Source organism: Algibacter pacificus (assembly GCF_008033385.1).
Taxonomy (GTDB): domain Bacteria; phylum Bacteroidota; class Bacteroidia; order Flavobacteriales; family Flavobacteriaceae; genus Algibacter; species Algibacter pacificus.
Map to the genome: position 1 here is coordinate 280,052 of NZ_VOGY01000004.1, position 25,342 is coordinate 305,393.

The 25,342-nt window shown below is 32.2% G+C and carries 21 protein-coding genes; 11 read left to right on the top strand and 10 right to left on the bottom strand.

Features of this window, described 5'->3' with window-relative positions:
• Nucleotides 1-48 precede the first annotated feature (48 nt).
• The 3 genes from rplI to rpsF are packed head-to-tail and all read right to left on the bottom strand — an operon-like array spanning nt 49 to nt 1,146.
• Nucleotides 49-495 carry a 50S ribosomal protein L9 gene (gene rplI / locus FQU21_RS08400; protein WP_147677550.1) on the bottom strand — a complete coding sequence of 149 codons (447 nt, stop codon included), beginning with the start codon at nt 493-495 and terminating at the stop codon, nt 49-51.
• A gap of 13 nt (nt 496-508) precedes the next feature.
• Nucleotides 509-805 (bottom strand): 30S ribosomal protein S18, encoded by a 297-nt coding sequence (rpsR, locus tag FQU21_RS08405; protein ID WP_042498218.1) that lies wholly within the window; start codon nt 803-805, stop codon nt 509-511.
• Nucleotides 806-807: 2 nt separating this feature from the next.
• On the bottom strand, nt 808-1,146 hold the full coding sequence (rpsF, locus tag FQU21_RS08410; protein WP_147677551.1) for a 30S ribosomal protein S6: 339 nt from the start codon (nt 1,144-1,146) through the stop codon (nt 808-810).
• Between the two features lie 207 nt (nt 1,147-1,353).
• On the opposite strand from rpsF, the gene FQU21_RS08415 reads away from it, so the two are divergent.
• The gene (locus FQU21_RS08415; protein WP_147677552.1) at nt 1,354-2,052 is read left to right on the top strand and encodes a LytR/AlgR family response regulator transcription factor; all 699 of its coding nucleotides are present in this window, start codon (nt 1,354-1,356) and stop codon (nt 2,050-2,052) included.
• A 67-nt stretch (nt 2,053-2,119) separates the two neighbouring features.
• On the opposite strand, the gene priA is transcribed toward FQU21_RS08415, so the two are convergent.
• From priA to nadC, 4 genes are all read right to left on the bottom strand, one after another.
• Complete coding sequence (priA, locus tag FQU21_RS08420; protein WP_147677553.1) at nt 2,120-4,570, bottom strand: replication restart helicase PriA; 2,451 nt, start codon at nt 4,568-4,570, stop codon at nt 2,120-2,122.
• 51 nt (nt 4,571-4,621) lie between these two features.
• A complete protein-coding gene (locus FQU21_RS08425; protein WP_147677554.1) occupies nt 4,622-5,044 on the bottom strand; it encodes a DUF2147 domain-containing protein in 423 nt (140 codons plus the stop codon).
• A gap of 2 nt (nt 5,045-5,046) precedes the next feature.
• On the bottom strand, nt 5,047-5,988 hold the full coding sequence (locus FQU21_RS08430; RefSeq protein ID WP_147677555.1) for a YihY/virulence factor BrkB family protein: 942 nt from the start codon (nt 5,986-5,988) through the stop codon (nt 5,047-5,049).
• A gap of 114 nt (nt 5,989-6,102) precedes the next feature.
• Nucleotides 6,103-6,963: a carboxylating nicotinate-nucleotide diphosphorylase gene (gene nadC / locus FQU21_RS08435; RefSeq protein WP_147677556.1), complete on the bottom strand. Its 861-nt coding sequence runs from the start codon at nt 6,961-6,963 to the stop codon at nt 6,103-6,105.
• 125 nt (nt 6,964-7,088) lie between these two features.
• Here nadC and rlmH point away from each other — a divergent pair, with 125 nt between their 5' ends.
• Complete coding sequence (gene rlmH / locus FQU21_RS08440; protein ID WP_147677557.1) at nt 7,089-7,562, top strand: 23S rRNA (pseudouridine(1915)-N(3))-methyltransferase RlmH; 474 nt, start codon at nt 7,089-7,091, stop codon at nt 7,560-7,562.
• Between the two features lie 125 nt (nt 7,563-7,687).
• On the opposite strand, the gene FQU21_RS08445 is transcribed toward rlmH, so the two are convergent.
• From FQU21_RS08445 to FQU21_RS08455, 3 genes are all read right to left on the bottom strand, one after another.
• Nucleotides 7,688-7,987, bottom strand: a complete 300-nt coding sequence (locus FQU21_RS08445) for an HPF/RaiA family ribosome-associated protein (RefSeq protein WP_147677558.1) — start codon at nt 7,985-7,987, stop codon at nt 7,688-7,690.
• 118 nt (nt 7,988-8,105) lie between these two features.
• Nucleotides 8,106-8,519, bottom strand: coding sequence for a response regulator (locus FQU21_RS08450; RefSeq protein WP_147677559.1), 414 nt, complete (start codon nt 8,517-8,519; stop codon nt 8,106-8,108).
• Nucleotides 8,509-13,383, bottom strand: coding sequence for a PAS domain S-box protein (locus FQU21_RS08455; RefSeq protein ID WP_147677560.1), 4,875 nt, complete (start codon nt 13,381-13,383; stop codon nt 8,509-8,511). Before FQU21_RS08455 ends, FQU21_RS08450 begins: the two co-directional genes overlap by 11 nt.
• Before the next feature lie 254 nt (nt 13,384-13,637).
• Between FQU21_RS08455 and FQU21_RS08460 the strand changes: the two genes are divergently transcribed.
• From FQU21_RS08460 to FQU21_RS08500, 9 genes are all read left to right on the top strand, one after another.
• Entirely contained in the window at nt 13,638-14,216 is a 579-nt protein-coding gene (locus FQU21_RS08460) for a non-canonical purine NTP diphosphatase (protein WP_147677561.1), read from the top strand.
• Between the two features lie 64 nt (nt 14,217-14,280).
• Nucleotides 14,281-16,506 carry a RelA/SpoT family protein gene (locus FQU21_RS08465; protein ID WP_147677562.1) on the top strand — a complete coding sequence of 742 codons (2,226 nt, stop codon included), beginning with the start codon at nt 14,281-14,283 and terminating at the stop codon, nt 16,504-16,506.
• A 26-nt stretch (nt 16,507-16,532) separates the two neighbouring features.
• A complete protein-coding gene (locus FQU21_RS08470; RefSeq protein ID WP_147677563.1) occupies nt 16,533-17,000 on the top strand; it encodes a Fur family transcriptional regulator in 468 nt (155 codons plus the stop codon).
• 11 nt (nt 17,001-17,011) lie between these two features.
• Complete coding sequence (locus FQU21_RS08475) at nt 17,012-18,289, top strand: adenylosuccinate synthase (protein ID WP_147677564.1); 1,278 nt, start codon at nt 17,012-17,014, stop codon at nt 18,287-18,289.
• A 179-nt stretch (nt 18,290-18,468) separates the two neighbouring features.
• Entirely contained in the window at nt 18,469-20,595 is a 2,127-nt protein-coding gene (locus FQU21_RS08480; protein ID WP_246124801.1) for an OstA-like protein, read from the top strand.
• A gap of 12 nt (nt 20,596-20,607) precedes the next feature.
• The gene (locus FQU21_RS08485) at nt 20,608-21,810 is read left to right on the top strand and encodes an aspartate aminotransferase family protein (protein ID WP_147677565.1); all 1,203 of its coding nucleotides are present in this window, start codon (nt 20,608-20,610) and stop codon (nt 21,808-21,810) included.
• 129 nt (nt 21,811-21,939) lie between these two features.
• A complete protein-coding gene (locus FQU21_RS08490) occupies nt 21,940-23,331 on the top strand; it encodes a tetratricopeptide repeat protein (protein ID WP_147677566.1) in 1,392 nt (463 codons plus the stop codon).
• A gap of 69 nt (nt 23,332-23,400) precedes the next feature.
• Nucleotides 23,401-24,321 (top strand): polyprenyl-phosphate transporter, encoded by a 921-nt coding sequence (locus FQU21_RS08495; RefSeq protein WP_147677567.1) that lies wholly within the window; start codon nt 23,401-23,403, stop codon nt 24,319-24,321.
• Nucleotides 24,321-25,337, top strand: a complete 1,017-nt coding sequence (locus tag FQU21_RS08500; RefSeq protein ID WP_147677568.1) for a DUF368 domain-containing protein — start codon at nt 24,321-24,323, stop codon at nt 25,335-25,337. The genes FQU21_RS08495 and FQU21_RS08500 overlap by 1 nt, the downstream gene beginning before the upstream one ends.
• Nucleotides 25,338-25,342: the final 5 nt, after the last annotated feature.

Genomic DNA, 25,342 nt, shown 5'->3' on the forward strand with positions numbered 1-25,342 from the left:
GGAGTGGTTCAATATATTCTAAAGATTTATTAACTTTATGTTAACAAACTAGTTAGCTTGAGCAATAACTTCAAATTCTAAATCAACATTTACATCTCTGTGTAAACGTATAGCGGCAGTATACTTACCTAAACGTTTAACAGTAGTTACTGTGATGAATTTTTTATCAATTGCTTGACCTTCTTTTTCTAAAGCAGCAGCTAAGTCAATGTTGTTTACAGATCCAAATAATTTGTCTCCTGTTCCAACTTTTGCTGGTATTTTAATTTCTAATGTTTTTAAAGTTTCAGCAATTACGTTAGCATCATCAACGATTTTCTTTTCTTTAAAAGCACGTTGCTTTAAATTTTCAGCTAATACTTTTTTAGCCGAAGCAGTTGCTAAAACGGCTTGTTTTTGAGGAATTAAAAAGTTTCTACCATAACCGTTCTTAACTGTTACAACATCGTCTTTAAATCCTAAATTTTCAACGTCTTGTTTTAATATAAGTTCCATTGTTATCGGTATTTTATTTTAATAAATCAGCTACGTAAGGCATTAAAGCTAAGTGACGTGCTCTTTTTACAGCAACAGACACTTTTCTTTGATACTTTAAAGAAGTTCCTGTTAAACGACGAGGTAAAATTTTACCTTGCTCGTTTACAAATCTTAATAACCAGTCTGCATCTTTATAATCAACATACTTGATACCAGATTTTTTGAAACGACAATATTTCTTTTGCTTATTAGTTTCAATATTTAGAGGCGTTAAATATCTAATTTCGCCGTCTTTTTTTCCTTTAGATTGTTGTTCTATTGATGACATAATTAAGCTTTTTGTTTAAGTTTTTCTCTTCTTCTTTCTGCCCAAGCAACAGCGTGCTTATCTAACGCTACTGTTAAATAACGCATAAAACGCTCGTCACGTCTAAACTCTATTTCTAAAGAGTTGATAACCTCTCCGGCTACTTGATACTCAAATAAGTGATAAAAACCACTTTTTTTGTTTTGAATTGGATAAGCTAATTTTTTAAGCCCCCAATTTTCTTTTGATACCATCTTAGCGCCGTTAGAAACAAGAAAATCTTCGTATTTCTTTACTGTTTCCTTTATCTGATCTTCAGATAAAACGGGATTTAAGATGAAAACAGTTTCATAATGATTCATAAAAATCTATTTTATTGTTAAAAATTGGCTGCAAAATTAACCTATTTATACATACTACACAACTTTAATTCAATATAAAATGAAACTAATCATCCATTTCCTATTTAAATACTCAAAAATTTAATAAATTTAAATCGGGCTTGCTCCTTAGGTTTTTAGCTTAAGTTTTCGTAATATTGTTCGCACTTAACCATAATTTTATTGAGTATGATATTAAACTGTGTAGTAGTTGATGATTCAGCCATACAACGTCTAGCTATTATTAAACTGGTGGAAAATCATCCATCATTAAATTTGATAGCAGAATACAGCAGTGCTTTAGAAACAAAAAATGGCTTAAACACCCACCAAATAGATTTAATTTTTTTAGATATTGAAATGCCTGTTTTAAATGGTTTCGAACTTTTGGATGTTTTAAACAACAAGCCCCAAATTATATTTGTTACTGGTAAAACGGAATATGCATTTAAAGCATTTAATTATGATGCTACCGATTTTTTACAAAAACCCATAACCAAAGAACGTTTTAATACATCTGTAGACAAAGCACTTGAACAACATAAATTAACGATAGCTTTTAATGAAGAAGATGCCGAACACATTTTTGTAAAAAGCAATTTAAAGAAACGAAAAGTATACATTAAAAGCATTAAATGGATAGAAGCTCTTGGCGATTATATTAAATTAATTACCGAAGACAGTAGCTTAGTTGTTTTATCCACTATGAAGGCTTTTGAAAAAGAATTACCCGAAGGTAAGTTTTTAAGAATTCATAAATCTTATATTGTTAATCTAGACAAAATAGATAAGTTTAACAGTAAAAATGTTGAAATAGACAACAACCAAATCCCTTTAAGTAGAAACAAAAAAACCTTACTTGCCGAGGCTTTAAGCAACATGTCTTAATACATTGTTCTGGTTTTTATACTAACGACTATTGCATTAAAACATTTCCCTTTTTCTAAAAAATGTTTTAATAATTATCCACATTAAGTATAACCCGAATCGAACGAAAATCTTTTATATTCAAGAAGCTATTGTTAATTTTAATAATAGCTTCTTTTGTTTTCCCTAAAGACTGCTGCTTCGGAATTTTTACCAAAATATTTTTGTGGTATTGATTTCTAATCCTTGACACCGGTGGAAACTCTGGTCCCAATACATGATCTTTAAACACTTGTCTTAACGATGTTGCATACCAATCTGCCCCAGTTTCTACACGATTATAATCTTTATGTTTTAGCGTAATTTTTATTTGCTTATAAATAGGTGGATATTTAAAATTATACCGCTCATTCATTTGTTCTTTAAACATATCGATATAATTATTTGTAGAAACCTGCTGCAAAATATTATGAAAGGGATTATACGTTTGTATAATCACTTTCCCGCGTTCTTCGGTTCGCCCTGCCCTACCCGATACTTGTAACATGAGCTGAAAACTCCGTTCGTGCGCCCTAAAATCGGGAAAATTTAACATACTATCAGCATTCATAATCCCCACCAATTTTACGTTTCTAAAATCTAATCCTTTGGTTAGCATTTGTGTACCCACCAAAATATCGATTTCCTGCTGTTCCAAGGCTGTTATAATTTTCTCATAACCATATTTACCACGCGTGGTATCCAAATCCATTCTAGCGACTTTATGCTCTGGAAACAACAGCTTTACTTCGGTTTCAATTTGCTCGGTACCAAAGCCTTTATTATCTAATTCTGGACTCCCACAAGCAGCGCATTTTTTAAGCATAGCAATAGTGTAACCACAATAATGACAGCGTAATTGATCTCGATAACGATGATAAGTTAAACTCACATCACAATTTGGGCATTGTGGCGATTCCCCACAACTACTACACTCGACAATAGGCGAATACCCACGTCGGTTTTGAAACAAAATAATTTGATGCCCGTCAGCCAAAGTTTCTGTCATTTCTGCAATAAGTCTATCGCTAAAATGGCCTTTCATTCGTTTTTTCTTCTGCTGTTCTTTTATATCCACCAATTCTATATCTGGCATCAGCACATCATTAAATCGATGCATGAGTTCCACAAACCCATATTTATTTTGTTGTGCATTAAAATAACTCTCTAAACTAGGGGTTGCCGACCCTAAAAGCACTTTAGAATGATGGATATGTGCCAAAACCACAGCCGTATCTCGGGCATGATAACGTGGTGCAGGATCGAATTGTTTAAACGATTGCTCATGCTCTTCATCCACTATTATTAATCCTAAATTATCGAAAGGTAAAAATACCGATGAACGCGCCCCAAGTACTATTTTCGCTTTCGCGGAAAATTCTAAAACTTGCTTCCAAACCTCAACACGCTCATGAGACGAATATTTAGAATGAAATACCGCTACTTGATCTCCAAAATAATTTTGAAGTCGATTTACCAACTGGGTTGTTAAAGCTATTTCTGGTAACAAATACAATACTTGCTTACCAGAGCTGATAACATCTTCTATCAACTTTACATAAACCTCTGTTTTTCCAGAAGAAGTTACCCCATGTAATAAGGTAACTTGATGTTTTTCAAACGTCGATTTTATTTCAGCTAAAGCTGTTTCTTGATAAGCGTTTAATTTTTTTGTATCTTCATTTTCTTCTCCAGAATATTGAACGCGATCAGTCTGGATAAAATATTCTTCAAGAATTCCTTTATCAATTAAAGTTTTTATAATGGAAGATGAAGCGCCACTTTCGGCAGATAAATCGGATACTTTTACAGGTTTTCGTGTTTTAGCAGAAATAGAAAATAAGGTCATGACCACCTCGCGCTGTTTTGGCGCCCGACTTAATTCATTCATTAACTCGTGAAATTCCTTTTCTGTAGAATAGAATGTATGAAGTTTAACATAGCGTACTAATTTGGGTTTGTACTTTTCATAAACTTCTTCTTCAACAGAAATAACCTCCTTTTCAATTAATCTTTTAATTACTGAAAGGACACTCTTTTTATCTAAAATATTAGATATATCTTGTATTTTTAAGGACGATTGATGGTTGAGCGCATCAAAAATCAAAAACTCATCATCTTTTAAAGTAGATTCGTCTATGGATGCTTTTATGTTTTTCGAAACTACGGTTTCACTTTCTAAAATAAAAGCATTAGGAAGTGAGGCTCTCATAACGTCCCCCAACGTACACATATAATATTTAGCAATCCACTCCCATAATTTTAATTGCTTATCATTTACAACAGGTGTTTCATCTAAAATTTGTTGAATTTCTTTTGCTTCGTAAGCTATAGGTGCATCATTATGAACACGAAACACAATACCTGTATAAATTTTTGTTTTTCCAAAAGGTACAGCAACTCGCATACCTGCTTTTAAAAAATTAAACTCCGAAGCCGTTATACTATAGGTGAATAACTTTTGAAGCGGAATAGGAATGATAACGTCTATAAAATACAAATTGGTAATGTTTTCTTGTTTATGAAATAACCGAGATGGAACGGTTTATAATTAATTATGTCGGATCCAATATTGTGTAAGATAAAAAAAGGCTATATAACCGCGAACCTGAAGTTTTCCGGTTGCTTTATCTAGCATTAATTTACACTTATACTCTTTACCGTTTTCTGCATCAAAAATTGTCCCGTTTTTATATTGGTCGCCGTGTTTTTCAAGATCATTAATAATAACCATATTCAATATAGGTTGGTCTTTTTTTTCTCCCGTGCAATCTTTACACAGGGTGTGTTTATCAAATGGTTCTAATATTTCTATTACTTTACCAAAGACTTTTCCTTCTTTTTCATAAATTTCTACAATAGATTTATTAGCACCAGTTTCATCGTCCACCGTTTTCCATTTTCCAAAAATGTCTTGAGATTGGACTGTAAACGATATCATAAAAATTGTAATTATCCATATGTAATTTTTCATAACTAAAAGCTTTTTCTAAGTTTATTTAATGAGGCATTCAACTCGTAACCTAATAATAAAATATTAGAATTTAGCCATAAGTAGAACATTAATATTAATAACGCACCAATAGACCCATATAGTTTATTGTATTGCCCAAAATTTTCAATATAGATACCAAATAAGTACGATGTTAATATAATAAGTAAGGTGGTAAATAGAGCTCCTACAGAAAAAAAGTTAGAATATTTTCCTTCTTTTGTTCCAAAGTAATACAAGGTTGCGGTTGCTAAATACACCATTATTACAAAAAATAAGTACTTAACCACATCGGTCCAAAAAATACCCTGACTGGCAACTTCATAACCGCGATGTTCTAAAGCATCGAATAACCCTTGAACTACATAAAGTTGAAAATACCCTAAAACAACAATGGTTATAATAAGTAAAAAAGCCAATATTAGCGCAATACCCAAGGCATATAAATATTGCTTAAACACATTACGTGTAAGTTGCTCGTGATAAGAGTTTTCAAAACCAGAAAACACAGCGTTTACACCGTTCGCCATTAAACCAATAGACAGTACAAACACAGATGATAACAACCCACCACGTTGTGATTGATCTATATTTTCAAAAATATTTTGAAAGAAAAAATCGGACGTATTTGGTGGTAAAAACGATTCTAGAAATACTAAGAATTCTATTTTAAAATCGTCTATAGGGACGTACGGAATAATAATTAAAACGAACAATAAGAATGGAAATATGGCCATAAAAAAACTAAAGGCAATGGCACTAGCTCTTGTAGTTAAAGCGCCTTTGGCTATCCCAATAACGTAAAGTTCTAACAAGTCGTAAAACGAAAGTCCCTCGAGTCCTGGTAATTTTATTTTCTTTAAAAACCGCACCAAGAGATTAATTACAGGAATTTTATCTAGCTTGTCTTCTATGGGTTTTGTCATTAATTACTAAAATTAAGATAAAATACAAAGTTAGCAAAGTATTTACTGAAAGCAAGGTATAAAAAAAGACTCCCTTTTCCGGCAGTCTCTTTTAAATATTTTATAAAATTAAATTTACTTCATGGCTTTTAAACTTAAATCCATATTATGTACCGAGTGTGTTAATGCGCCACAAGAAATATAATTAACACCACATTCTGCGTAGTGACGAATAGTGGCTTCGTTTATATTACCCGATGATTCTGTTAAACATGTATTACCTATAAGTTCTACTGCTTTTCTGGTATCTTCATAATCGAAGTTATCAATTAGAATACGGTAAACCCCATCGGATTCTAAGATTTCTTTAACTTCACTTAAATCACGCGCTTCTACCATAATTTGCAAATCTCTACCCGTTTCCTGCAAATATTCTTTAGCCATTGTAATGGCTTTGGTAATACCTCCAGCAAAGTCAATATGATTATCTTTAAGCATAATCATATCATAAAGTGCAAATCTATGATTTTCTCCTCCTCCAATTTTCACAGCCCATTTTTCTAGCACACGAATTCCAGGGGTTGTTTTTCTAGTATCTAAAATTTTTGTTTTAGTCCCTTCTACCAAATCTACAAACATTCTTGTTTTAGTAGCTATAGCACTCATACGTTGCATCGCATTTAAAACCGTACGTTCTGCTTTTAAAATAGATTGAGAGGATCCTTCAACATACATAACAATATCACCATAGGTAACTTCGGTTCCATCTTCAATACGTACATCTAACTTTAAATTTTTATCAACGTAAGCAAAAACTTTTTTCGCAAAATTAACGCCACCAATAATACCTTTATCTTTTACTAAAAGTTTAGCTTTGCCTCTTGCATTGTCAGGAATACAAGCTAAAGAACTATGATCTCCATCGCCAACATCTTCACGAATAGCATTGGCTATTATCATCTTTACTTCTGTATCAAATTGCTCCTGTGTAATCATATTTTTTTGGTTTGCAACAAATGTAAGAAATTGAATTACGAAAATAAATTTTACTTTTACGAAATTTAAGATTTTTTATTATTTAAATACATTATTCATAAATACTAATCAACAATTTTGCTTATATGACTATCAAACTTATTGCCATTGGAAAGACGGACAACAAGCAACTTTTACAGTTAATGACGGACTACCAGAAGCGTTTAGGGTTTTATATTAAATTTTCAATAGAAATTATTCCAGATATAAAAAATGCCAAAAACTTAAGCGAAGACTTACAAAAACAAAAGGAAGGTGAACTTATTTTAAAAAAAATTACCAACACCGATGTTTTAATTTTGCTAGATGAAAATGGAAAACAGTTTAATTCTGTAGATTTTTCTAACTATCTACAGAAACACATGAATTCAGGCATTAAACAATTGGTTTTTGTTATTGGCGGCCCTTACGGTTTTTCTGACGAGATTTACAAAACAGCCAAAGGAAAAATATCTTTATCAAAAATGACTTTTTCTCATCAAATGATTCGTTTATTTTTTATTGAACAATTATACCGTGGTTTTACTATTTTGCGCAATGAGCCTTATCACCACCGTTAAGGGTATTCAGTCTCAGTCTCAGTCTCAGTTTTTAGTTTTTAGTTTTTAGTTTTTAGTTTATTGTAAAAAAAAATAGCTAAAATATAATTTTAGCCATTTTTTAGTCTTGCCTCTGCAAAAATCACTTAATGTGTTTTGTAGACTTCTTTTCGTTTTTTTAATTGACGTTCTAAGTCGCTAATCGTTTCTCGCACCGAGACTTCGAAATTGCGTTCATTTGATGTTGCAAATATTCTTGGTCCTGGTAAACTTAATTCAATATTACAAATTTTCCCAGTATCATGAGATTTTTCGTCTTGCTTAAACCTAATGGTTGCACTGATTAAAAATTCATATCGATTAAATAATTTTTCTAATTTTTCTTCTGTGAAAGTTGATAAAGTATCACTTGCATCTACACCTACGTATTCAAAATTTACTGTCATATTTTATGTTTTAGATTATCAAATATAGCTTAGCCTGTTATTTTTTTTAATGACTTTGGTCATATATCATCCATTATAGAGCCTATTTATTTTACATTAGAAACTCAATCTACTCATTTTAATTAATATTAATTAATTTCTCCATAACACTTTTTAACTTACCTGGTTCTATAGGTTTTATAATATAATCGGAAACATCACTTATTCTTTTAGCTCTTTCAATATCTATTGGGTCTACAGATGAAGACACCATATATATTACTGTTTTTTTACCGAGTTGAGATTTAATTTTCCCATACTCTTCCATAAATTGAAACCCATCCATTATTGGCATATTAATATCTAGAAAAATAACATCGGGAAGCTTTTGATTTTCATCAAGGTTATTTACCAAAAAATCTAATGCTTCTTCCCCATCAGAAAAACTCATTATATTTTTTTTAAACTCTAGAAGTTCCAATGTTTTAACTACTGTAAATTGATAAATATCATCATCATCAACGATACAAATATTAATAGGATTATTCTTCATAATTACTCAACTCATTAAAATTAATGTTAAAAACAGTACCTTTATTTACTTCACTTGTTGCATAAATAGTACCATTTAGTGCCTCAACTTGTGTTTTTACCATAAACAAACCTACGCCCTTAGCCTCGGGGTGTCTATGAAACACTTTATTTAATCCAAATAATTTATGCCCATGCCTTTCTAAATCGATACCTAAACCATTGTCCTTAAACATCAATTTAATTTTTCCATCTATAATTTTAGACTTAATATCTATTTTAGGTATGCGATCCTTAGACCTATATTTTATTGAATTGCCCACTAAGTTAAGAAAAATACTTTCTAAATAAATTCTATCATATTTTATTTTAGATATTTCGGAGAAATCACTAGTAATTATAGCCCCACTTTTTAGAATTTCACCAGTAAGTATATCTTCAGTTTTGCTTAAAACTTTACTAAATGTAACCTCTTCAAATTTATGAGATGTATTATTTTTAATTCTAATAGCATCCACTAAAGTGTTTAATGTTAAAGTGAGATGAAGAATAACGTTTTCGAATTTTTCAAAAAACATTTTTTTATCATCTTCATTTGTTGAAGTATTATACAGCCCTAGAAGAGAATTAAGGTTGCTTACTGGAGCTCGTAAATTGTGAGAGGTAATATGTGCAAAATCGGCTAATTGATTATTATTTTTAATGAGTCGCTTTGTTAAAATTTCTAAATCATTTTTGGCTTTAATAATTTTATTTCTCGATGCCTTTTGCTCTGTTATATCTCGTACTACGGCAGACACCAAAATTCCTTCTTCTGTTTTTAAAGGGCTTAACCCTAGCTGAATTGGAAATTCCTTGCCGCTTTTGGCTATTGCAAATAATTCTCTCTTATCTGAAAAACTAATCGTTTTTGGTGTTTTGAAAAACGATTGTCGTTGATATTCATGGTTATCTAAATACCGCTTAGGCAATAGTAAATCGACAGATTTATTATAGATTTCTTCTATTTTATAACCAAAAAGTTTTTCTGCTTGTTTATTTATTAATTGAATATTTGAATCTTCATTAATAATTACCATGGCATCTGGAGCCGATTCTAATAAGCCTCTAAACTTATTTTCTGCCATTTTTTGTGCGGTTACATCTTGGCAAGTACCTAACAGTTCTATAACATTTCCTTGACTATCTGTAACAACCTTTGCTAGAAGCTGTATGGTTTTAACCGTACCATTGGTTAACACGATTTTATGGGTTAAATTTAAGGGGCTTTTATCAATAATAGTTTTACCGATATATTTGGTTACTCGTTCCTTATCTTCTTCGCAAACAAAATTAAAGTAGGTATTGTAACATAATTCTGTATTTTCGGGAATTTGAAAAATAGTAAATAAGTTGCTAGACCATTCTACTTTATTAGTAACAATATCCCATTGCCAATTGCCCATCATGGTTATTTTTTCGGCAAAAGTAAGTAGTTGATTTTTTCGCAATATTTCGTTTTCGGCCTTTTTTTGTGCGGTTATATCCCGTATTGCTGCCGATAATAATAGTCCTTGTTCGGTTTGAAGTGGACTAAGACTTATTTGTATAGGAATTTCTTGTCCTTGTTTATTTATGCCATACAACTCTTTTCTAGCTCCTTCTAGTCTATTTTTAGGGTCGCCAAAAAAACCCTTGCGGTGCTCTATATGCATCTCGCCGTACCTTTTAGGAATAAGCATTTCTACAGATTTATTTAAGAGCTCGTCTATTTTATATCCGAATAATTTTTCTGCTTCTTTATTTATTAGCTGAATTTTATCATTTTCGTCTACAATTACCATAGCATCTGGTGCAGATTCTAACAAGCCTCTAAACTTATTCTCTTCCATTTTTTGCTCTGTAATATCTTGACAAGTTCCCATCATCTCAATAACTTCGCCTTGTTCATTAAGTATTACCTCTCCTAAATAATGGACGGTTTTTATTTTACCGCTACAGGTTACAATTCGATGTATAAAATTATCGGGGAATTTTTTTTCTATAAATGAATTTTGCACATAAGTGGTAATATAATCTTTATCATCGGGATGAACTTGACTAAAAAAGGTATCGTAAGTTAAATTGGTTAGCTTCTCATCATACTCATAGATTTTATATAGATTAGTAGACCATTTTAAAGTGTCTGTAACCACATCCCATTGCCAATTTCCCATTTTGGTTATTCTCTCAGCGCAGCTTAAAAAATGGTTTTTTCTTAAAAGGTCTGTCTCGGCTAATTTTTGAGCGGTAACATCTTGGCAGGTACCAATTACTTCGGTTACTTGCTCGTGGATATCGGTAATAACCTTGCCTAAAAGTTTTACAATTTTAATGGTACCATCACTTAATAAAATACGATGCACTAATTCTGTGAACTCCTTCTGTTCAATTGTTTTGCGCATATGTAGAGCAACACGATCCTTATCTTCCGGATGTGTAAAATTCACATAAGTGTCCAACGTTGTAAATGTATCTTCATGTACTCCAAAAATATGATACATATTCTTTGACCATTTAACAAAATCGTTGATAATATCGGCTTGCCAATTTCCAAGTAAAGTAATTTCTTCGGCAAAATTTAATATTTGGTTTTTACGCAATAGCTCATTCTCTGTCATTCTTTGCTCTGTTACATCTTGACAAGTACCAATCATTTCAATAACGTCACCAGAATTATCGGTAATTACCTCTCCTAAAAGTTGAATAATTTTTAAAGTTCCATCACCTGCTATGATACGGTGTGTAAAACGTTTTAGGCTTTTATCTTCTCTTGTATTATCAAAATATTTAATGACACTATCTTTATCTTCTGGATGAACAAAATTAAAATAAGTATCAAAATTTAAAGCATCTACAGATGTATCAAGTCCAAAAATATTATATAAATTTCGAGACCATTCCACTTTATCGCTAACAGTATCCCAAATCCAATGCCCCATTAAAGTTATTTTTTCAGCAAAATTTAGTAACTGGTTTTTTCGTAATAGTTCATTCTGAACTACTTTTTTATCAGAAATATCTGTTGAAACTCCCAAATACCCAATTAGCTTGCCGTTTTCGTTTTTTATAGGACTTAAGGTTAATTGCACAGGAATAGTAGATCCATCTTTCCGTAAATAGGTCCATTCACGAGTATCGTAGGCATTATGTTTAGAGAGCTCTAATGACGGGCTTAATCCTACTGGATTTTTACCATATAACTCGGCAATATCAAATCTAAATCTATCAAGTTCCTCTTGTAAATGATAATATTTAGGCCTTTGCAATCCAACCATTTCAGAGGCTGAATACCCTGTTAAAATTTCGGCTCCTCTATTAAAATGGTTTATAATACCATCTGTACCCGCAGACACAATACCTATAACGCCAGAATTAAATATGGCCTTTAATTCCCTGTGGGCATTATTTAATGCTATTTGAGATCTTTTAATTTTATTTATATCTTGAAATACACCATAAATACGCACGCATCTTCCGTTTACCATATCGGCTTGACCAATAGCGCGAGTCCAGATAACATTTCCTTTTAAAGTTACGAGTTCTACTTCCACATCATAAGGTTGGCCTTGTTCTATGGCTAACTTCACTGCTTCTGCAATAGTTTCACGGCTTTTCCCTTCTTTAAAAAAATTAATAGCTGTTTCTAATTCAGGCACAAACCCTTCTGGAACCTCATGTATTTCTAACACAACTTTACTCCAAAAAACAGTATTTTTCACTAAATCTACATCCCAGGTTCCAATACGGGCAATTTCATTGGTTTTCTCTAAGATTTTATCATTACGTTTTTTTAAATCCTCCTTTTCTTTTATATGGGTAATATCACCAGTATGCATAATTAATCCCCCAATATTATCCTCTGATATATACCACGGGCGTACATCCCAATAAATCCATTGTACCGATCCGTCTTTCCTTATAAACGGTGCTTCTTCACATTTATCTATGGCGCCACTTAAACATTTTTGATGATTCGCCTTCCAATCATCACTTATTTCCGGAAAAAGATCATAATGAGAACGCCCAATAATTTCTTGTCCTTCCATTTTATAATCAGACACCCATTTTTTAGAGGCTGCTATATAGCACATGTTTTTATCTAGCATAGCAATAGCCGTTGGGGTTTGCGCTATAAAATCCCGGTTTAAAGCCTCTTTTAGCTCTAAATCTGTTTTTAGCTTTTCTAAATCTAACAAGCTTTGTTTTAGTTTACTTTTAGATAGGGCTAAATCTTCGTTTAATTGACTAAGGTTTATATTTTGTTTTAACAAGTTGCTTAAAACAGGCTTTAAAATAAACAAAAAATAAACCACCATTATAACAAAAATTATAACAGCTATGATATACAAGGTGTTTTTAAATTTCTGAAGATGTTCTTCTGATTTGTTTTGATATGTATGCATCAAAACCTCTGCATTTTTAAGGTAATTTTTTTCTTTTTCTAAAACATCTTTTAGTTGTTCTTTTAATAAAATTGAATTAGAATTTTCAATGTTTTTTTGACACGAAGATAACATTTGTTTAAAATAAACTTTGTTATTTTCTAATTGTGAATTTACCTTAAATTGAATTTTTTGCTGCTTACTAATGGACTTTAAAACACTATGAATACTGTCCCATTTTTTTTCAATTACTTTTAATTCACTCAAATAGACATCATTGGCATCCAGCCTTGAAATAAAAGCCAAATCGCTTAACCGATGACTTAAAGCTATTTCCTTATCAAGATTACTAATAAAATTAGTATTTAAAACTTGAGTATTTACACTTTTTTGTACAAAAACAAAAACAGGAATGGCCACAAGTACAATTGAAAAAACAAATATCAAATGTGCTTTTTTTATTATGTTTTCTGTTTTCTTCATTACCTATTTATTAGAAACTATTTTTTTTAAGTTTAAAATAAGCCGAGCTCTAATTTATAAATATAGAGTTTTATTATTAAATTTTGCTATCCTTGACGCAAGAAAACACCTAAACTCTAGTATTCAACATAAATAAATCATTTTGTTTTCAATTTAAAACAAAAATAAAACCATGCTATTTTCAAATACCGCTTTTTTTCTAGTTACTAAATAAAAGTTATTAGTATTTTGCAAACACTTAAAAACTAAAATAAATGCAACTCGTATTCGCAACTAATAATTTAAATAAACTTAAAGAAGTTCAAGCTTTAATACCTAATCACATTAAACTATTAAGCCTAAAAGATATTGGCTGTCTGGAAGATATTCCAGAAACCCAAAACACTATAGAAGGTAATGCCAAACAAAAAGCGGTATACATAAAAACAAATTATAATTACGATTGTTTTGCTGATGATACAGGCTTAGAAGTTGATGCGCTTAATGGTGCCCCAGGCGTTTATTCTGCACGCTATGCAGGGGAACAACGCAACGCCGAAGACAACACCAATAAACTTTTATTTGAATTGAAAAACCACCCCAACAGATCGGCTCAATTTAAAACCGTAATTGCATTACACTTAAATGGACAATTATACAGCTTTACAGGAATTTGCAAAGGAGAAATTACAACCGAAAAATATGGCGAAAAAGGTTTTGGTTACGATCCTGTTTTTAAGCCAAACAACCAAAACGATACCTTTGCCCAAATGGATTTAACTCTAAAAAATAGTATTGGACATCGCGGCAAAGCTGTTAAACAATTAGTTGATTTTTTAAGTGAAAAAAAATAAAAAAACAGATTAAAAAAAAACTTTTTCGAATTGACATTTAAAATTGTTTTACTACTTTTAGTCTATGACAGAGGAATATATAGAAAAAGAGAACGCAGCTATTAAAAAAGCGTATAAAGAGCTCCTAAAAGTTAGTTATACAACGCTTTCTGATGATGATAAAAAACTAATTCGTAAGGCATTTGAGATTGCCGTAGACGGACATAAAGAGCAACGTCGTAAATCTGGAGAAGCCTATATTTTCCACCCCATTGCTGTTGCAAAAATTGTAGCTCAAGAAATTGGATTGGATGCTACTTCTATTGCAGCCGCATTACTTCATGATGTTGTTGAAGATAGTCCCGATTATGAAATTGAGGATATTGAAAAATTATTTGGAAAAACCATAGCAACCATTGTTGCTGGTTTAACAAAAATATCGTCTTTAAGTAAAGATCAAGATATGGATGTTTCACTGCAAGCTGAAAACTTCCGTAAAATGCTCCTCACCTTAAATGATGATGTACGTGTTATTATTATTAAAATTGCCGATAGGTTGCATAACATGCAAACCATGGACTCTATGCGTCCGGATAAGCAAATTAAAATAGCCTCGGAGACCTTATATATTTACGCGCCTTTGGCACACCGAATTGGTCTTTATAATATTAAAACAGAACTAGAAGATTTAGGTTTAAAATATCTTGAACCAGCCGATTATAACGATATTTTAAATAAAACCAAAGAAAGCAAAAAAGACCAAGACCTTTATATTGAACAATTTAGCGAGGTTATAAAACAATCTTTAGATAAAGAGAAACTAAATTACACCATAAAAGGACGCCCAAAATCCATTTTTTCAATACGAAAAAAAATGATCGCGCAAGGAGTCTCTTTCGATGAAGTTTACGATAAATTTGCCATAAGAATTATTTATAAATGTGATGCCGACCCGCAAAACGAAAAATTCTTGGCTTGGAAAATATATTCCATAGTTACCGATCATTTTAGACCCAACCCTATTCGTCTTCGCGATTGGATTTCCTCGCCAAAAGGCACAGGCTACGAAGCACTTCATATTACTGTAATGGGGCCAAAAGGTCGCTGGGTGGAAGTTCAAATACGTAGCGAACGTATGAATGAAATAGCCGAAAAAGGCTATGCCGCACACTATAAATACAAACAAGCCACTGAAAAAGAAGACAACCTTGAAAGCTGGATTAATAGATTGCAGGAAGCTCTAGAAAATCCGCATACCAATGCTGTAGATTTCGTTGAGCAATTCAAACTCAATTTATACTCAAAAGAAATATTTGTTTTCACACCAAAAGGCGATTTAAAATCGTTACCCAAAGGCGCTACAACCCTAGATTTCGCCTTTAGCATTCACACCGAAGTTGGTATGAAAACGCGTGGCGCCAAAGTAAACGGGAAATTAGTACCTCTTAGCCATAAATTAAAAAGTGGCGATCAAGTTGATATTTTAACGTCAGAAAACGCAAAACCCAACCCAAACTGGTTAGATTATTCTACAACGGCACGCTCTAGAAGTAAAATAAAATCGGCCTTAAAAGAAGACAAAAAACTTATCGGTGAAGATGGTAAAGAAATTTTAAGACGAAAACTAAAACAACTTAAAATTAACCTAAACGAAGCATCGGTCAACGAAATGGTTAACTATTTCAAGTTAAAAACCAGCTTAGATTTATTTTACCGTGTTGGTCTTGGCACCATAGATAACACCATGCTTAAGGCTTACGCGGCCTCAAGAAGCAACGCTTTAATGAGTTTTCTTAAAAGTAAAATAACACGTAAAGCAAATATTAATACCGAAGACATAGAAAAAGATGAAGTAACATCAAACTACGACTCTATTGTTTTTAATAAAGAAGAAGAAAAACTAGATTATAAATTAGCAACCTGTTGCCACCCCATACCTGGTGATGATGTTTTTGGATTTTTAACTGTGTCCGATGGATTGAAAGTTCATAAAATGAATTGCCCGAACGCGTTAAGTTTACAAGCCAATTATTCCTATAGAATCATGCCTGCAAAATGGATCGATTCGTCTCAACAAGAATTCTTAGCTCATATTTCTCTTACAGGAATAGATCATATTGGCTTGGTAAATGATATTACCACTGTCATTTCAGACAATATGAGTGTGAACATGAAAAGTATAAGTTTTGATAGTAATGATGGCCTTTTTTCAGGAAAAATAGACGTTGTTGTTAAAAATAAAACACTTTTGAAAAAACTTTTAGACCGTCTTAAAAAAATTAATGGTATCGATAAGGTTACTAGAGTGTAAAAAAAGTGTAAATTTGCCATGAAATTATGGATACAAAAGTAGATACTAAAAATCAAGACATAGTTAAAAGCGTTTTTACTAGCTTTTTAGAAAAAAAGGGACACCGTAAAACTCCCGAGCGCTATGCTATACTCCAAGAAATTTATAATAACAACGATCATTTCGATATAGAATCTCTATATCTTAATATGAAAAATAAAAAGTATCGTGTTTCCCGAGCAACATTATACAACACCATAGAATTACTTTTAGAATGTAAATTGGTTAGAAAACATCAATTCGGGCAAAACCAAGCACATTACGAAAAATCTTATTTCGACAGGCAGCACGATCATGTAATTTTAACCGATACCGGTGAAGTTATCGAGTTTTGCGACCCTCGAATTCAATCTATAAAAAAAACTATCGAAGACGTTTTCGATATTGAAATAAATAATCATTCACTCTATTTCTACGGGACAAGAAAATCTCCCGATAGCGAAAAAGATAACTAATTAATTTTACAATGGCAGTAGATTTACTACTTGGATTACAATGGGGAGACGAAGGCAAAGGAAAAATTGTTGACGTACTAACCTCTAACTACAACATTATCGCCCGTTTTCAAGGCGGTCCAAACGCAGGACACACTTTAGTTTTCAACGGTAAAAAACATGTTTTACACACAATTCCTTCAGGAATTTTTCATGATAATGCTACAAATTTAGTAGGAAATGGTGTGGTTATAGACCCCGTAATTTTTAAAGGTGAACTTGACAAACTTGAAGAACAAAGCGTAGATTACAGAAAATCGCTAGTTATTTCGAGAAAAGCTCACATTATTTTACCAACACATAGATTGCTTGATGCCGCTAGTGAAACCTCTAAAGGGAAAGCTAAAATTGGATCAACCTTAAAAGGTATTGGTCCAACATACATGGATAAAACTGGAAGAAACGGTATTCGTGTTGGTGATTTAGAATTAACCGATTGGAAAGAAAAATATAGAGCACTTGCTGATAAGCACGAATCTATGATTTCTTTTTACAATGTAGATATAGAATACGATTTAAAAGAACTTGAAGCGGAATTTTTTAAAGCTATTGAAGTTTTAAAATCATTAAAATTCATAGATTCTGAAGAATATATTTACCAAGCTCAAAAATCTGGTCAAACTATTTTAGCCGAAGGTGCACAAGGCTCTCTATTAGATATTGACTTTGGAACCTATCCGTTTGTAACTTCTAGCAATACCACTGCGGCCGGTGCTTGTACAGGTTTAGGTGTTTCGCCAGGACAAATAGGTGAAGTCTTTGGTATTTTTAAAGCTTATACAACTCGTGTGGGTTCTGGCCCATTCCCTACTGAGTTATTCGATGAAGATGGCGCACAAATGGCGAAAATTGGTAATGAATTTGGCGCTACAACTGGACGTCCACGTCGTTGTGGTTGGTTAGATTTAATTGCACTTAAATACGCCTGCCAAGTAAATGGTGTTACTCAATTAATGATGATGAAAGGTGATGTGCTTTCTGGTTTTAAAACCCTAAAAGTATGTACTGCTTATAAATATAAAGGTGAAGTTATCGAGCATTTCCCTTACAACATTGAACCAGAAAACGTAGAACCAGTTTACACAGATTTTAATGGCTGGAATGAAGATTTAACAGAAATGTCGGAAGCTTCTCAACTTCCAAAAGCTTTAAACGAATACATCGAGTTCTTAGAAAAAGAATTAGAAATCCCTATTACTATCGTTTCTGTTGGACCAGATAGAAAACAAACTATTTTTAGAAATAAATAAAAAAGTTTAAAATAATTTTTAAAACCTGACTTGTTTTCAAAACAGTCAGGTTTTTTTATGATTAAATATTAACAACAACTTAAACAATTAAAACACTTCAATAATTTTTGAAGTGTTTTTTATTTCAATACAATTATACCATATTAATAATCGTTATTTTTGTCACAAATATTTTCATTTTGATAAAAACAAAACACATATATACTTTAATATTTTTCCTTTTAGGACTTACGGCGATATTAAACGCCCAAACTAAACAAATAAACATTGAATACGCTGGGCGCTTAAATGTAGATGAAGAAAACTATCCTGACGCAAAAATACTTACACGTAACAATATGCAACAGGTCCATATTGCACACGTAGGAAGTAATCTATGGTGCGATAAAGCAATATATTATAGCAAGGACAATTTTGTTGAAGCCTACGGAAATGTTATTGTAAAACAAGGAGATACCATTACTATGACTTCCAAATATGTGGAATATAGTGGTACAACACAGCTAGCTTTTGCAAGTGGCGAAGTTGTTTTAAAAAGTCCGAATTCTACAATATCTACAGATACTTTATATTTTGATAGAATAAAACAACAATCGTTTTACAAAAGTGGTGGAACGGTAGTAAAAGACTCGTCTGGAACCATTACAAGTAAAATTGGTCGCTATTATATGAACGACAAAAAATTTCAATTTGTCGAAGACGTTGTTTTAACAGGTGAAGGCGCCATAGTAAACTCAAATTATTTTGATTTTTATGAAGATACCGGACTTGCATATTTATTTGGCCCATCGACCATAACGACAGAAAAAAGCAAAACCTATTGCGAAAAAGGCTTTTACGACACCAAAAACAACACAGGTTATGCCTTAAAAGACTCTAAGATACATTACGACGATCGTATTATTGAAGGCGATAGCCTCTATTTCGACAACAACAAAAATTTTGCTTCAGCATCCAACAACATAAAAGTTACAGACACCATAAACAATAGCATTATTACAGGCCACTATGCTGAGGTTTATAAGGATAAAGATTCCCTCTTTATCACTAAACGTGCCTTAGTAACTACTGTTCAGGAAAAAGATTCTATATATTTACATGCCGATAAAATTATGGTTACAGGAAAACCTGAACACAGAATTACACGAGCTTATTATAACGCGAAAATTTTTAAAACCGATATTAGCGCAAAGGCAGATTCTATACATGCCGATCAAAAAACGGGTATTACCGAATTAATTAACCTAGACCGGTTTGCTTCTAGCGACGCTTTTTCTGTAAAACGACGCCCTATTCTTTGGAACAATGAAAACCAAATGACGGGAGATACCATTCATTTAATTTCAAATTCTAAAACTGAAAAACTAGACTCCCTACGTGTTTTCAATAATGCTTTCATTATTAGTAAAGATACAATAAGCGACAATGCCTATAACCAAATTTTTGGAATAACCCTAGTGGGCTTATTTAACGAGGCTAACGAATTACGTGAAGTCAATATCAATAAAAATGCAGAATCTATTTTTTATACCCGAAATGAAAAACAAGAACTAATTGGTATAGACAAAGCCAAATCGGGCAGTATAAAAATGTTATTTGCTAATGGTGATATTGAAGAATATACCCGGTTAAACTCCGCCGATGGCACTTTATTTCCCGAAACCGATTTTCAAGAAAAAGACAAATTTTTAAAAGGTTTCGACTGGAGAGAAGATGAACGACCGCTAAGTGTTCAAGATTTATTTAAAGAAGACAAACCATATAAATTACCTACTATTAAAGGCTTAGAAGATTATGTGCCACAGGAAAACTTTTTTGATGAGGAGTTGTTGGAAAATTTAAGAAAAACCAAGATGGATTATAAAGTACGCCAATTAGATGTAAGCATGACTGATAACATTTTAAAATTTGGAAATCAATTTAATAATCCTGCTTGGACAAAAGATAAAACAACAATAGAGTCAAATGCTATAAAAGCACCAGATGGCAACATGACAGGTAATAAAATTATGTATGCAGGAAACTCTTCTGGCAGAATACTACAGCTGTTTGATGTAAATAAAGGAAAATATTCTTTTTCTATCTGGCTAAAAGGAGAAGGAGAAATTAAAATTCGGTTAGTGGTCGTTTCAGGAAATGCATCTAAAAACCAAGAACTAAAGGTGGAACTTGGACCAACTTGGAAAGAATACGTAATAAACTTCACGAAACCAATAGATACTAAAAAATCGGCTATTGTTATAAGTGAAATTAATTCAAAAAATAAAGTTTATGCATGGAAAGCTTACTTAAAACCTGTTAAATAAATTGGCTCAAAAATGAAAAAAGACTTCCTAAATCACCAAGCACAAACCTCTCCTCACCCTCTAGAAATGGAAATCTCCTACGCTAAAGGTTCTTATATCTACGATTCAAACAACAAAGCTTATTTAGATTTTGTTGCAGGAGTTTCGGCATGCCCGTTAGGGCATCAGCACCCCAGAATTACTAATGCTATAAAAGATCAGCTAGACAAATACGCGCACGTGATGGTTTATGGAGAATACATTCAAAAACCTGCCGTAGAACTCACCAAACTTTTAGCAAAACATTTACCAAAATCATTACAATCTACCTATTTAACAAACTCCGGGACCGAAGCTATCGAAGGTGCTTTAAAACTAGCCAAACGCGCTACCGAACGTAGCGAAATTATTGCCGCAAACCATGCGTACCACGGGAACACTATGGGAGCGATGAGCGTCATGGGCTTTGAAGAACGCAAACAAGCCTACCGCCCTTTATTGCCGGGTGTTAAATTTATCGATTTTAATAATGAAGAGCATCTAAAACAAATAACCACAAAAACAGCATGTGTTATTTTAGAAACCATTCAAGGAGGCGCAGGATTTATTCAACCAAAAAATAATTATTTAGAAAAAGTTAGAAAACAATGTGATGCTGTTGGAGCCCTTTTAATTTTAGATGAAATTCAACCTGGATTCGGAAGAACAGGAAAACTTTTTGGCTTTGAACATTACAACTGCATTCCCGATATTTTAGTTACAGGAAAAGGTTTAGGAGGCGGTATGCCAATAGGTGCTTTTACAGCCTCTTTAGAATTAATGAACCTGCTTCAAGACAACCCAAAACTTGGACATATTACAACATTTGGAGGACATCCCGTTATAGCTGCATCTGCTTTAGCTACTTTATCAGAAATTACCGAAAGTTATTTAATGCAAGAAGTTCTAGAAAAAGAGCTACTTTTCAGAAAACTATTAGTGCATCCATTAATAAAAGAAATCCGCGGTATTGGACTCATGCTTGCCATAATCACACCTTCTCCCGAAATTACAAATACACTTATTTTAAAATGTCAAGATGCCGGTTTAATACTTTTTTGGTTACTCTATGAACCAAAAGCCGTTAGAATGACGCCGCCATTAACCATTTCAAATAAAGAAATCATCGAAGGTTGCACTAAAATAATCTATGTTTTAGATGAAATACTATCAACACAACAACCTCAACAACAATAAATTACAATTTTATTTTATTAAAAAAGCATAAAATGTTGATTACTTTGTTAAAAACATTTAGCACCATTTTAGTGTAAACCGTAAATAGAATGTTAAATTTATTACAATAGAACCCTTACAAATGTACTTATGGAGTTTGGTCATAACGACAAAAATAACTTAACATTAACCAAATTCGAATCGATGCTAAAAACAAATCATGTTTTATTTTTCGATTCAGAAGAATTTGAAAACATTATACACCACTATCTTAACTTTGGCAAAATGGCTTTAGCAAAAAAAGCCATTAAATTAGGTTTAGATCAGCACCCTACATCTATAAATTTAAAATTATTCAAGGCCGAAGTTTTTATTTTTGAAAATAAACTTAAAGATGCCGAAATTTTGTTAGACAATCTATACGCCATAGATCCACTAAACGAAGAAATCTATATTCAAAAAGCAAATATTTTCTCAAAAAAAGATCAACACGAAAAAGCAATTGATGTTTTAAAACAAGCCTTAAAACTTACCGATGATGTTGTGGATTTATACTCATTAATTGGAATGGAATACCTGTTTTTGGATAAATTTGAAGAAGCCAAAACTAACTTTATGAAGTGCTTAGAAAATGATATTGAAGACTACTCGGCTCTTTACAATGTTATTTATTGCTTCGAATATTTAAATCAAAATAAAGAAGCCATCACCTATTTAAATACGTTTTTGGATAAAAACCCTTATTGCGAGGTGGCTTGGCATCAATTAGGTATTCAATATTTTACACTAAAAAAGTTAAAAAAAGCTTTGGCTGCATTTGATTTTGCTATTATTTCTGACGATACTTTTATTGGAGCTTATATTGAACGCGGAAAAGTTTTAGAAAAATTAGGTCGCTATGAAGATGCTATTGAAAATTATTCCATTACTCTAAAATTAGATGACCCAACCTCTTTTGCCCTATTACATATTGGAAACTGCTATGAGAAATTAAAACAAGACGATTTAGCCCTTCAATATTACGATAGAACCGTACACGAGGATCCTTTACTAGACAAAGGTTGGATTGCTATTACAAAATTCTATAAACGAAAAAAAAATTATCAACGCGCACTCTATTTTATAAATAAAGCCATTAATATTGATTCGGAAAATGTAACCTATTGGAAACTTTACGCACAAATAAATGAGCGCCTAAATTTTTATGAAGAAGCAGAACGCGGATACAGAAAAACACTAGACTTAGGAAATTACGAACTAAACACGTGGTTAACCCGAGGTGATTTATTAATAAAATTAGGCGAACTTGAAGCTGCTGTTTATAACTTTGAACAAGCTGTTGATTTTTACCCTGAAAACCCCGAATTAGAATACAGACTGGCTGGCTTATATTTTACGCTTAGAACCCCCCATAAAGGGACATTTCATCTAAAAAATGCATTAAAACTAAACCACGATTACAGTTTTATAATTGAAGAACTCTTTCCTGAGATATTCTCTAAAGTCTCCGTACAAAAATTGCTTAAACAAAATTATAAGTAAGTTTTATATTCTTTTAAACATTTTCATTAAAATACATACCTTTGGTTTTTATGCAAAAAAAATCAAAACATGCAAAGACAATTAAAAGATTATTTAATCATTTCACTTAAAGGCCTTGCTATGGGAGCTGCCGATGCTGTTCCAGGTGTTTCTGGTGGAACCATTGCTTTTATTTCTGGTATTTATGAAGAACTAATTAATACCATAAGTAATATAAATGCCGCTTTAATTAAAACCCTATTTTCTAAAGGTATAAAACCCTTTTGGCAACAACTTAACGGTAATTTTTTATTAGCTTTAATGGCTGGTATCATGGTTAGTTTTATCTCAGTCATGCGTTTAGCCAAATATTTATTAGAAAATCACCCTATTCTTATTTGGTCTTTCTTTTTCGGGCTCATTATTGCGAGTATTTTTTTTGTTGGAAAACAAATTAAAAAATGGAATTTAGGAGTTATTATTAGTTTAATAATAGGCGCCTTTATCGCTTATTACATCACAACGCTTCCGGCGTCTTCAAATAACGAGAATCCTTGGTTTTTATTCATTGCGGGTGCTATTGCTATATGCGCCATGATTTTACCAGGGATTTCTGGAGCTTTCATCCTAATCGTTTTAGGAGCTTACAAAGCTTTAAGTGATGCGTTTCATGATTTCGACATCAAAAAAATATTAATTTTTGCTACCGGAGCACTTGTTGGCTTGTTAAGTTTTAGTCATTTATTAAAATGGCTTTTTAAACATTACCACAACATTACTTTAGCTATACTTACTGGTTTTATTTTTGGATCTTTAAACAAAGTATGGCCATGGAAAAAAACGTTAACGTGGCACACCAATTCCGAAGGCATTAAATCTGCTGTTTTACAAGAAAGTGTTTCGCCTTTTTCTTTCAACGGAAACAATCAATTACTTTTTGCTATAACCCTAATGATACTTGGTTTTTTAACTATTTTTATTCTTGAAAAAGTTGGAAACAAAAAACAATAATGGAAAGCACTAGAACACTTACCGACAAAATTTTTCTAATCTTAAAAGGATTAGGTATGGGAGCTGCCAACAAAGTTCCTGGAATTTCTGGTGGTGTTGTGGCTTTTGTTGCTGGTTTTTACGAAGAGTTTATTTACGCCTTAAAAAAAGTAAACGGCAAAGCGTTTAAATTATTAATTAATGGCAGGTTTAAAAGTTTTTACAACTACATAAACGGTAAGTTTTTAAGCCTACTTTTTTTTGGAATGATTGTAAGTTATTTTAGTGTATCTAAAATACTAGATTACCTTATCAAGCATTACGAACTCTATGTTTGGAGTGTTTTCTTCGGCATGATAATTGGCTCTATTTATTACATTAGCAAAGATTTTAAAGATCGTAATTACAAAACATTTTTATCTTTAGCCATTGGGATATTAATTGGTGTTAGTATTAGTTTTTTAAGTCCAGCAAAAGAAAATGACAATTTATGGTTTGTGTTTTTTTGTGGTATTATAAGCGTATCGGGAATGACACTCCCTGGCTTTTCTGGTTCTTTCATTCTTATTTTACTAGGCAATTACGTGCTTCTTTTGGTGGACTCTGTCAATGCCCTTTACGATACCTTTTCCGAATTAATTAACGGCAATTTCAGTTTTACATCAAACCCAGAACGTTTAAGATTACTAGAAGTTTTAGCTGTTTTCACTCTAGGCTCTATTACCGGCTTAGTTACGTTTTCACATCTATTAAGCTATATACTAAAATATTACAAAAGTATTACAACTTCCGCGATATTAGGGTTTATTATTGGATCTCTAGGCGTGGTTTGGCCTTGGAAAAAAACCATTTACAAACTGGGTCCACGTGGAGAATTTCTATTCGACTCTACAGGATCGAAAGTCGTGAAAAATTATCAACGTTTTTTCCCAGAATTAAACACCGACACCTATTTAGCCATTGCTTTCATTTTACTAGGTATTGCCTTAGTTTTAGCCTTGGAATGGTATGGGCAAAAAACAAGACATTTAAAATAATAATA

What these genes read in the sequence shown, in the direction of transcription:
- rplI (WP_147677550.1), bottom strand. Translation starts at nt 495, where the DNA reads ATGGAACTTATATTAAAACAAGACGTTGAAAATTTAGGATTTAAAGAC.
- rpsR (WP_042498218.1), bottom strand. Translation starts at nt 805, where the DNA reads ATGTCATCAATAGAACAACAATCTAAAGGAAAAAAAGACGGCGAAATT.
- rpsF (WP_147677551.1), bottom strand. Translation starts at nt 1,146, where the DNA reads ATGAATCATTATGAAACTGTTTTCATCTTAAATCCCGTTTTATCTGAA.
- FQU21_RS08415 (WP_147677552.1), top strand. Translation starts at nt 1,354, where the DNA reads ATGATATTAAACTGTGTAGTAGTTGATGATTCAGCCATACAACGTCTA.
- FQU21_RS08425 (WP_147677554.1), bottom strand. Translation starts at nt 5,044, where the DNA reads ATGAAAAATTACATATGGATAATTACAATTTTTATGATATCGTTTACA.
- FQU21_RS08430 (WP_147677555.1), bottom strand. Translation starts at nt 5,988, where the DNA reads ATGACAAAACCCATAGAAGACAAGCTAGATAAAATTCCTGTAATTAAT.
- nadC (WP_147677556.1), bottom strand. Translation starts at nt 6,963, where the DNA reads ATGATTACACAGGAGCAATTTGATACAGAAGTAAAGATGATAATAGCC.
- rlmH (WP_147677557.1), top strand. Translation starts at nt 7,089, where the DNA reads ATGACTATCAAACTTATTGCCATTGGAAAGACGGACAACAAGCAACTT.
- FQU21_RS08445 (WP_147677558.1), bottom strand. Translation starts at nt 7,987, where the DNA reads ATGACAGTAAATTTTGAATACGTAGGTGTAGATGCAAGTGATACTTTA.
- FQU21_RS08450 (WP_147677559.1), bottom strand. Translation starts at nt 8,519, where the DNA reads ATGAAGAATAATCCTATTAATATTTGTATCGTTGATGATGATGATATT.
- FQU21_RS08455 (WP_147677560.1), bottom strand. Translation starts at nt 13,383, where the DNA reads ATGAAGAAAACAGAAAACATAATAAAAAAAGCACATTTGATATTTGTT.
- FQU21_RS08460 (WP_147677561.1), top strand. Translation starts at nt 13,638, where the DNA reads ATGCAACTCGTATTCGCAACTAATAATTTAAATAAACTTAAAGAAGTT.
- FQU21_RS08465 (WP_147677562.1), top strand. Translation starts at nt 14,281, where the DNA reads ATGACAGAGGAATATATAGAAAAAGAGAACGCAGCTATTAAAAAAGCG.
- FQU21_RS08470 (WP_147677563.1), top strand. Translation starts at nt 16,533, where the DNA reads ATGGATACAAAAGTAGATACTAAAAATCAAGACATAGTTAAAAGCGTT.
- FQU21_RS08475 (WP_147677564.1), top strand. Translation starts at nt 17,012, where the DNA reads ATGGCAGTAGATTTACTACTTGGATTACAATGGGGAGACGAAGGCAAA.
- FQU21_RS08485 (WP_147677565.1), top strand. Translation starts at nt 20,608, where the DNA reads ATGAAAAAAGACTTCCTAAATCACCAAGCACAAACCTCTCCTCACCCT.
- FQU21_RS08490 (WP_147677566.1), top strand. Translation starts at nt 21,940, where the DNA reads ATGGAGTTTGGTCATAACGACAAAAATAACTTAACATTAACCAAATTC.
- FQU21_RS08495 (WP_147677567.1), top strand. Translation starts at nt 23,401, where the DNA reads ATGCAAAGACAATTAAAAGATTATTTAATCATTTCACTTAAAGGCCTT.
- FQU21_RS08500 (WP_147677568.1), top strand. Translation starts at nt 24,321, where the DNA reads ATGGAAAGCACTAGAACACTTACCGACAAAATTTTTCTAATCTTAAAA.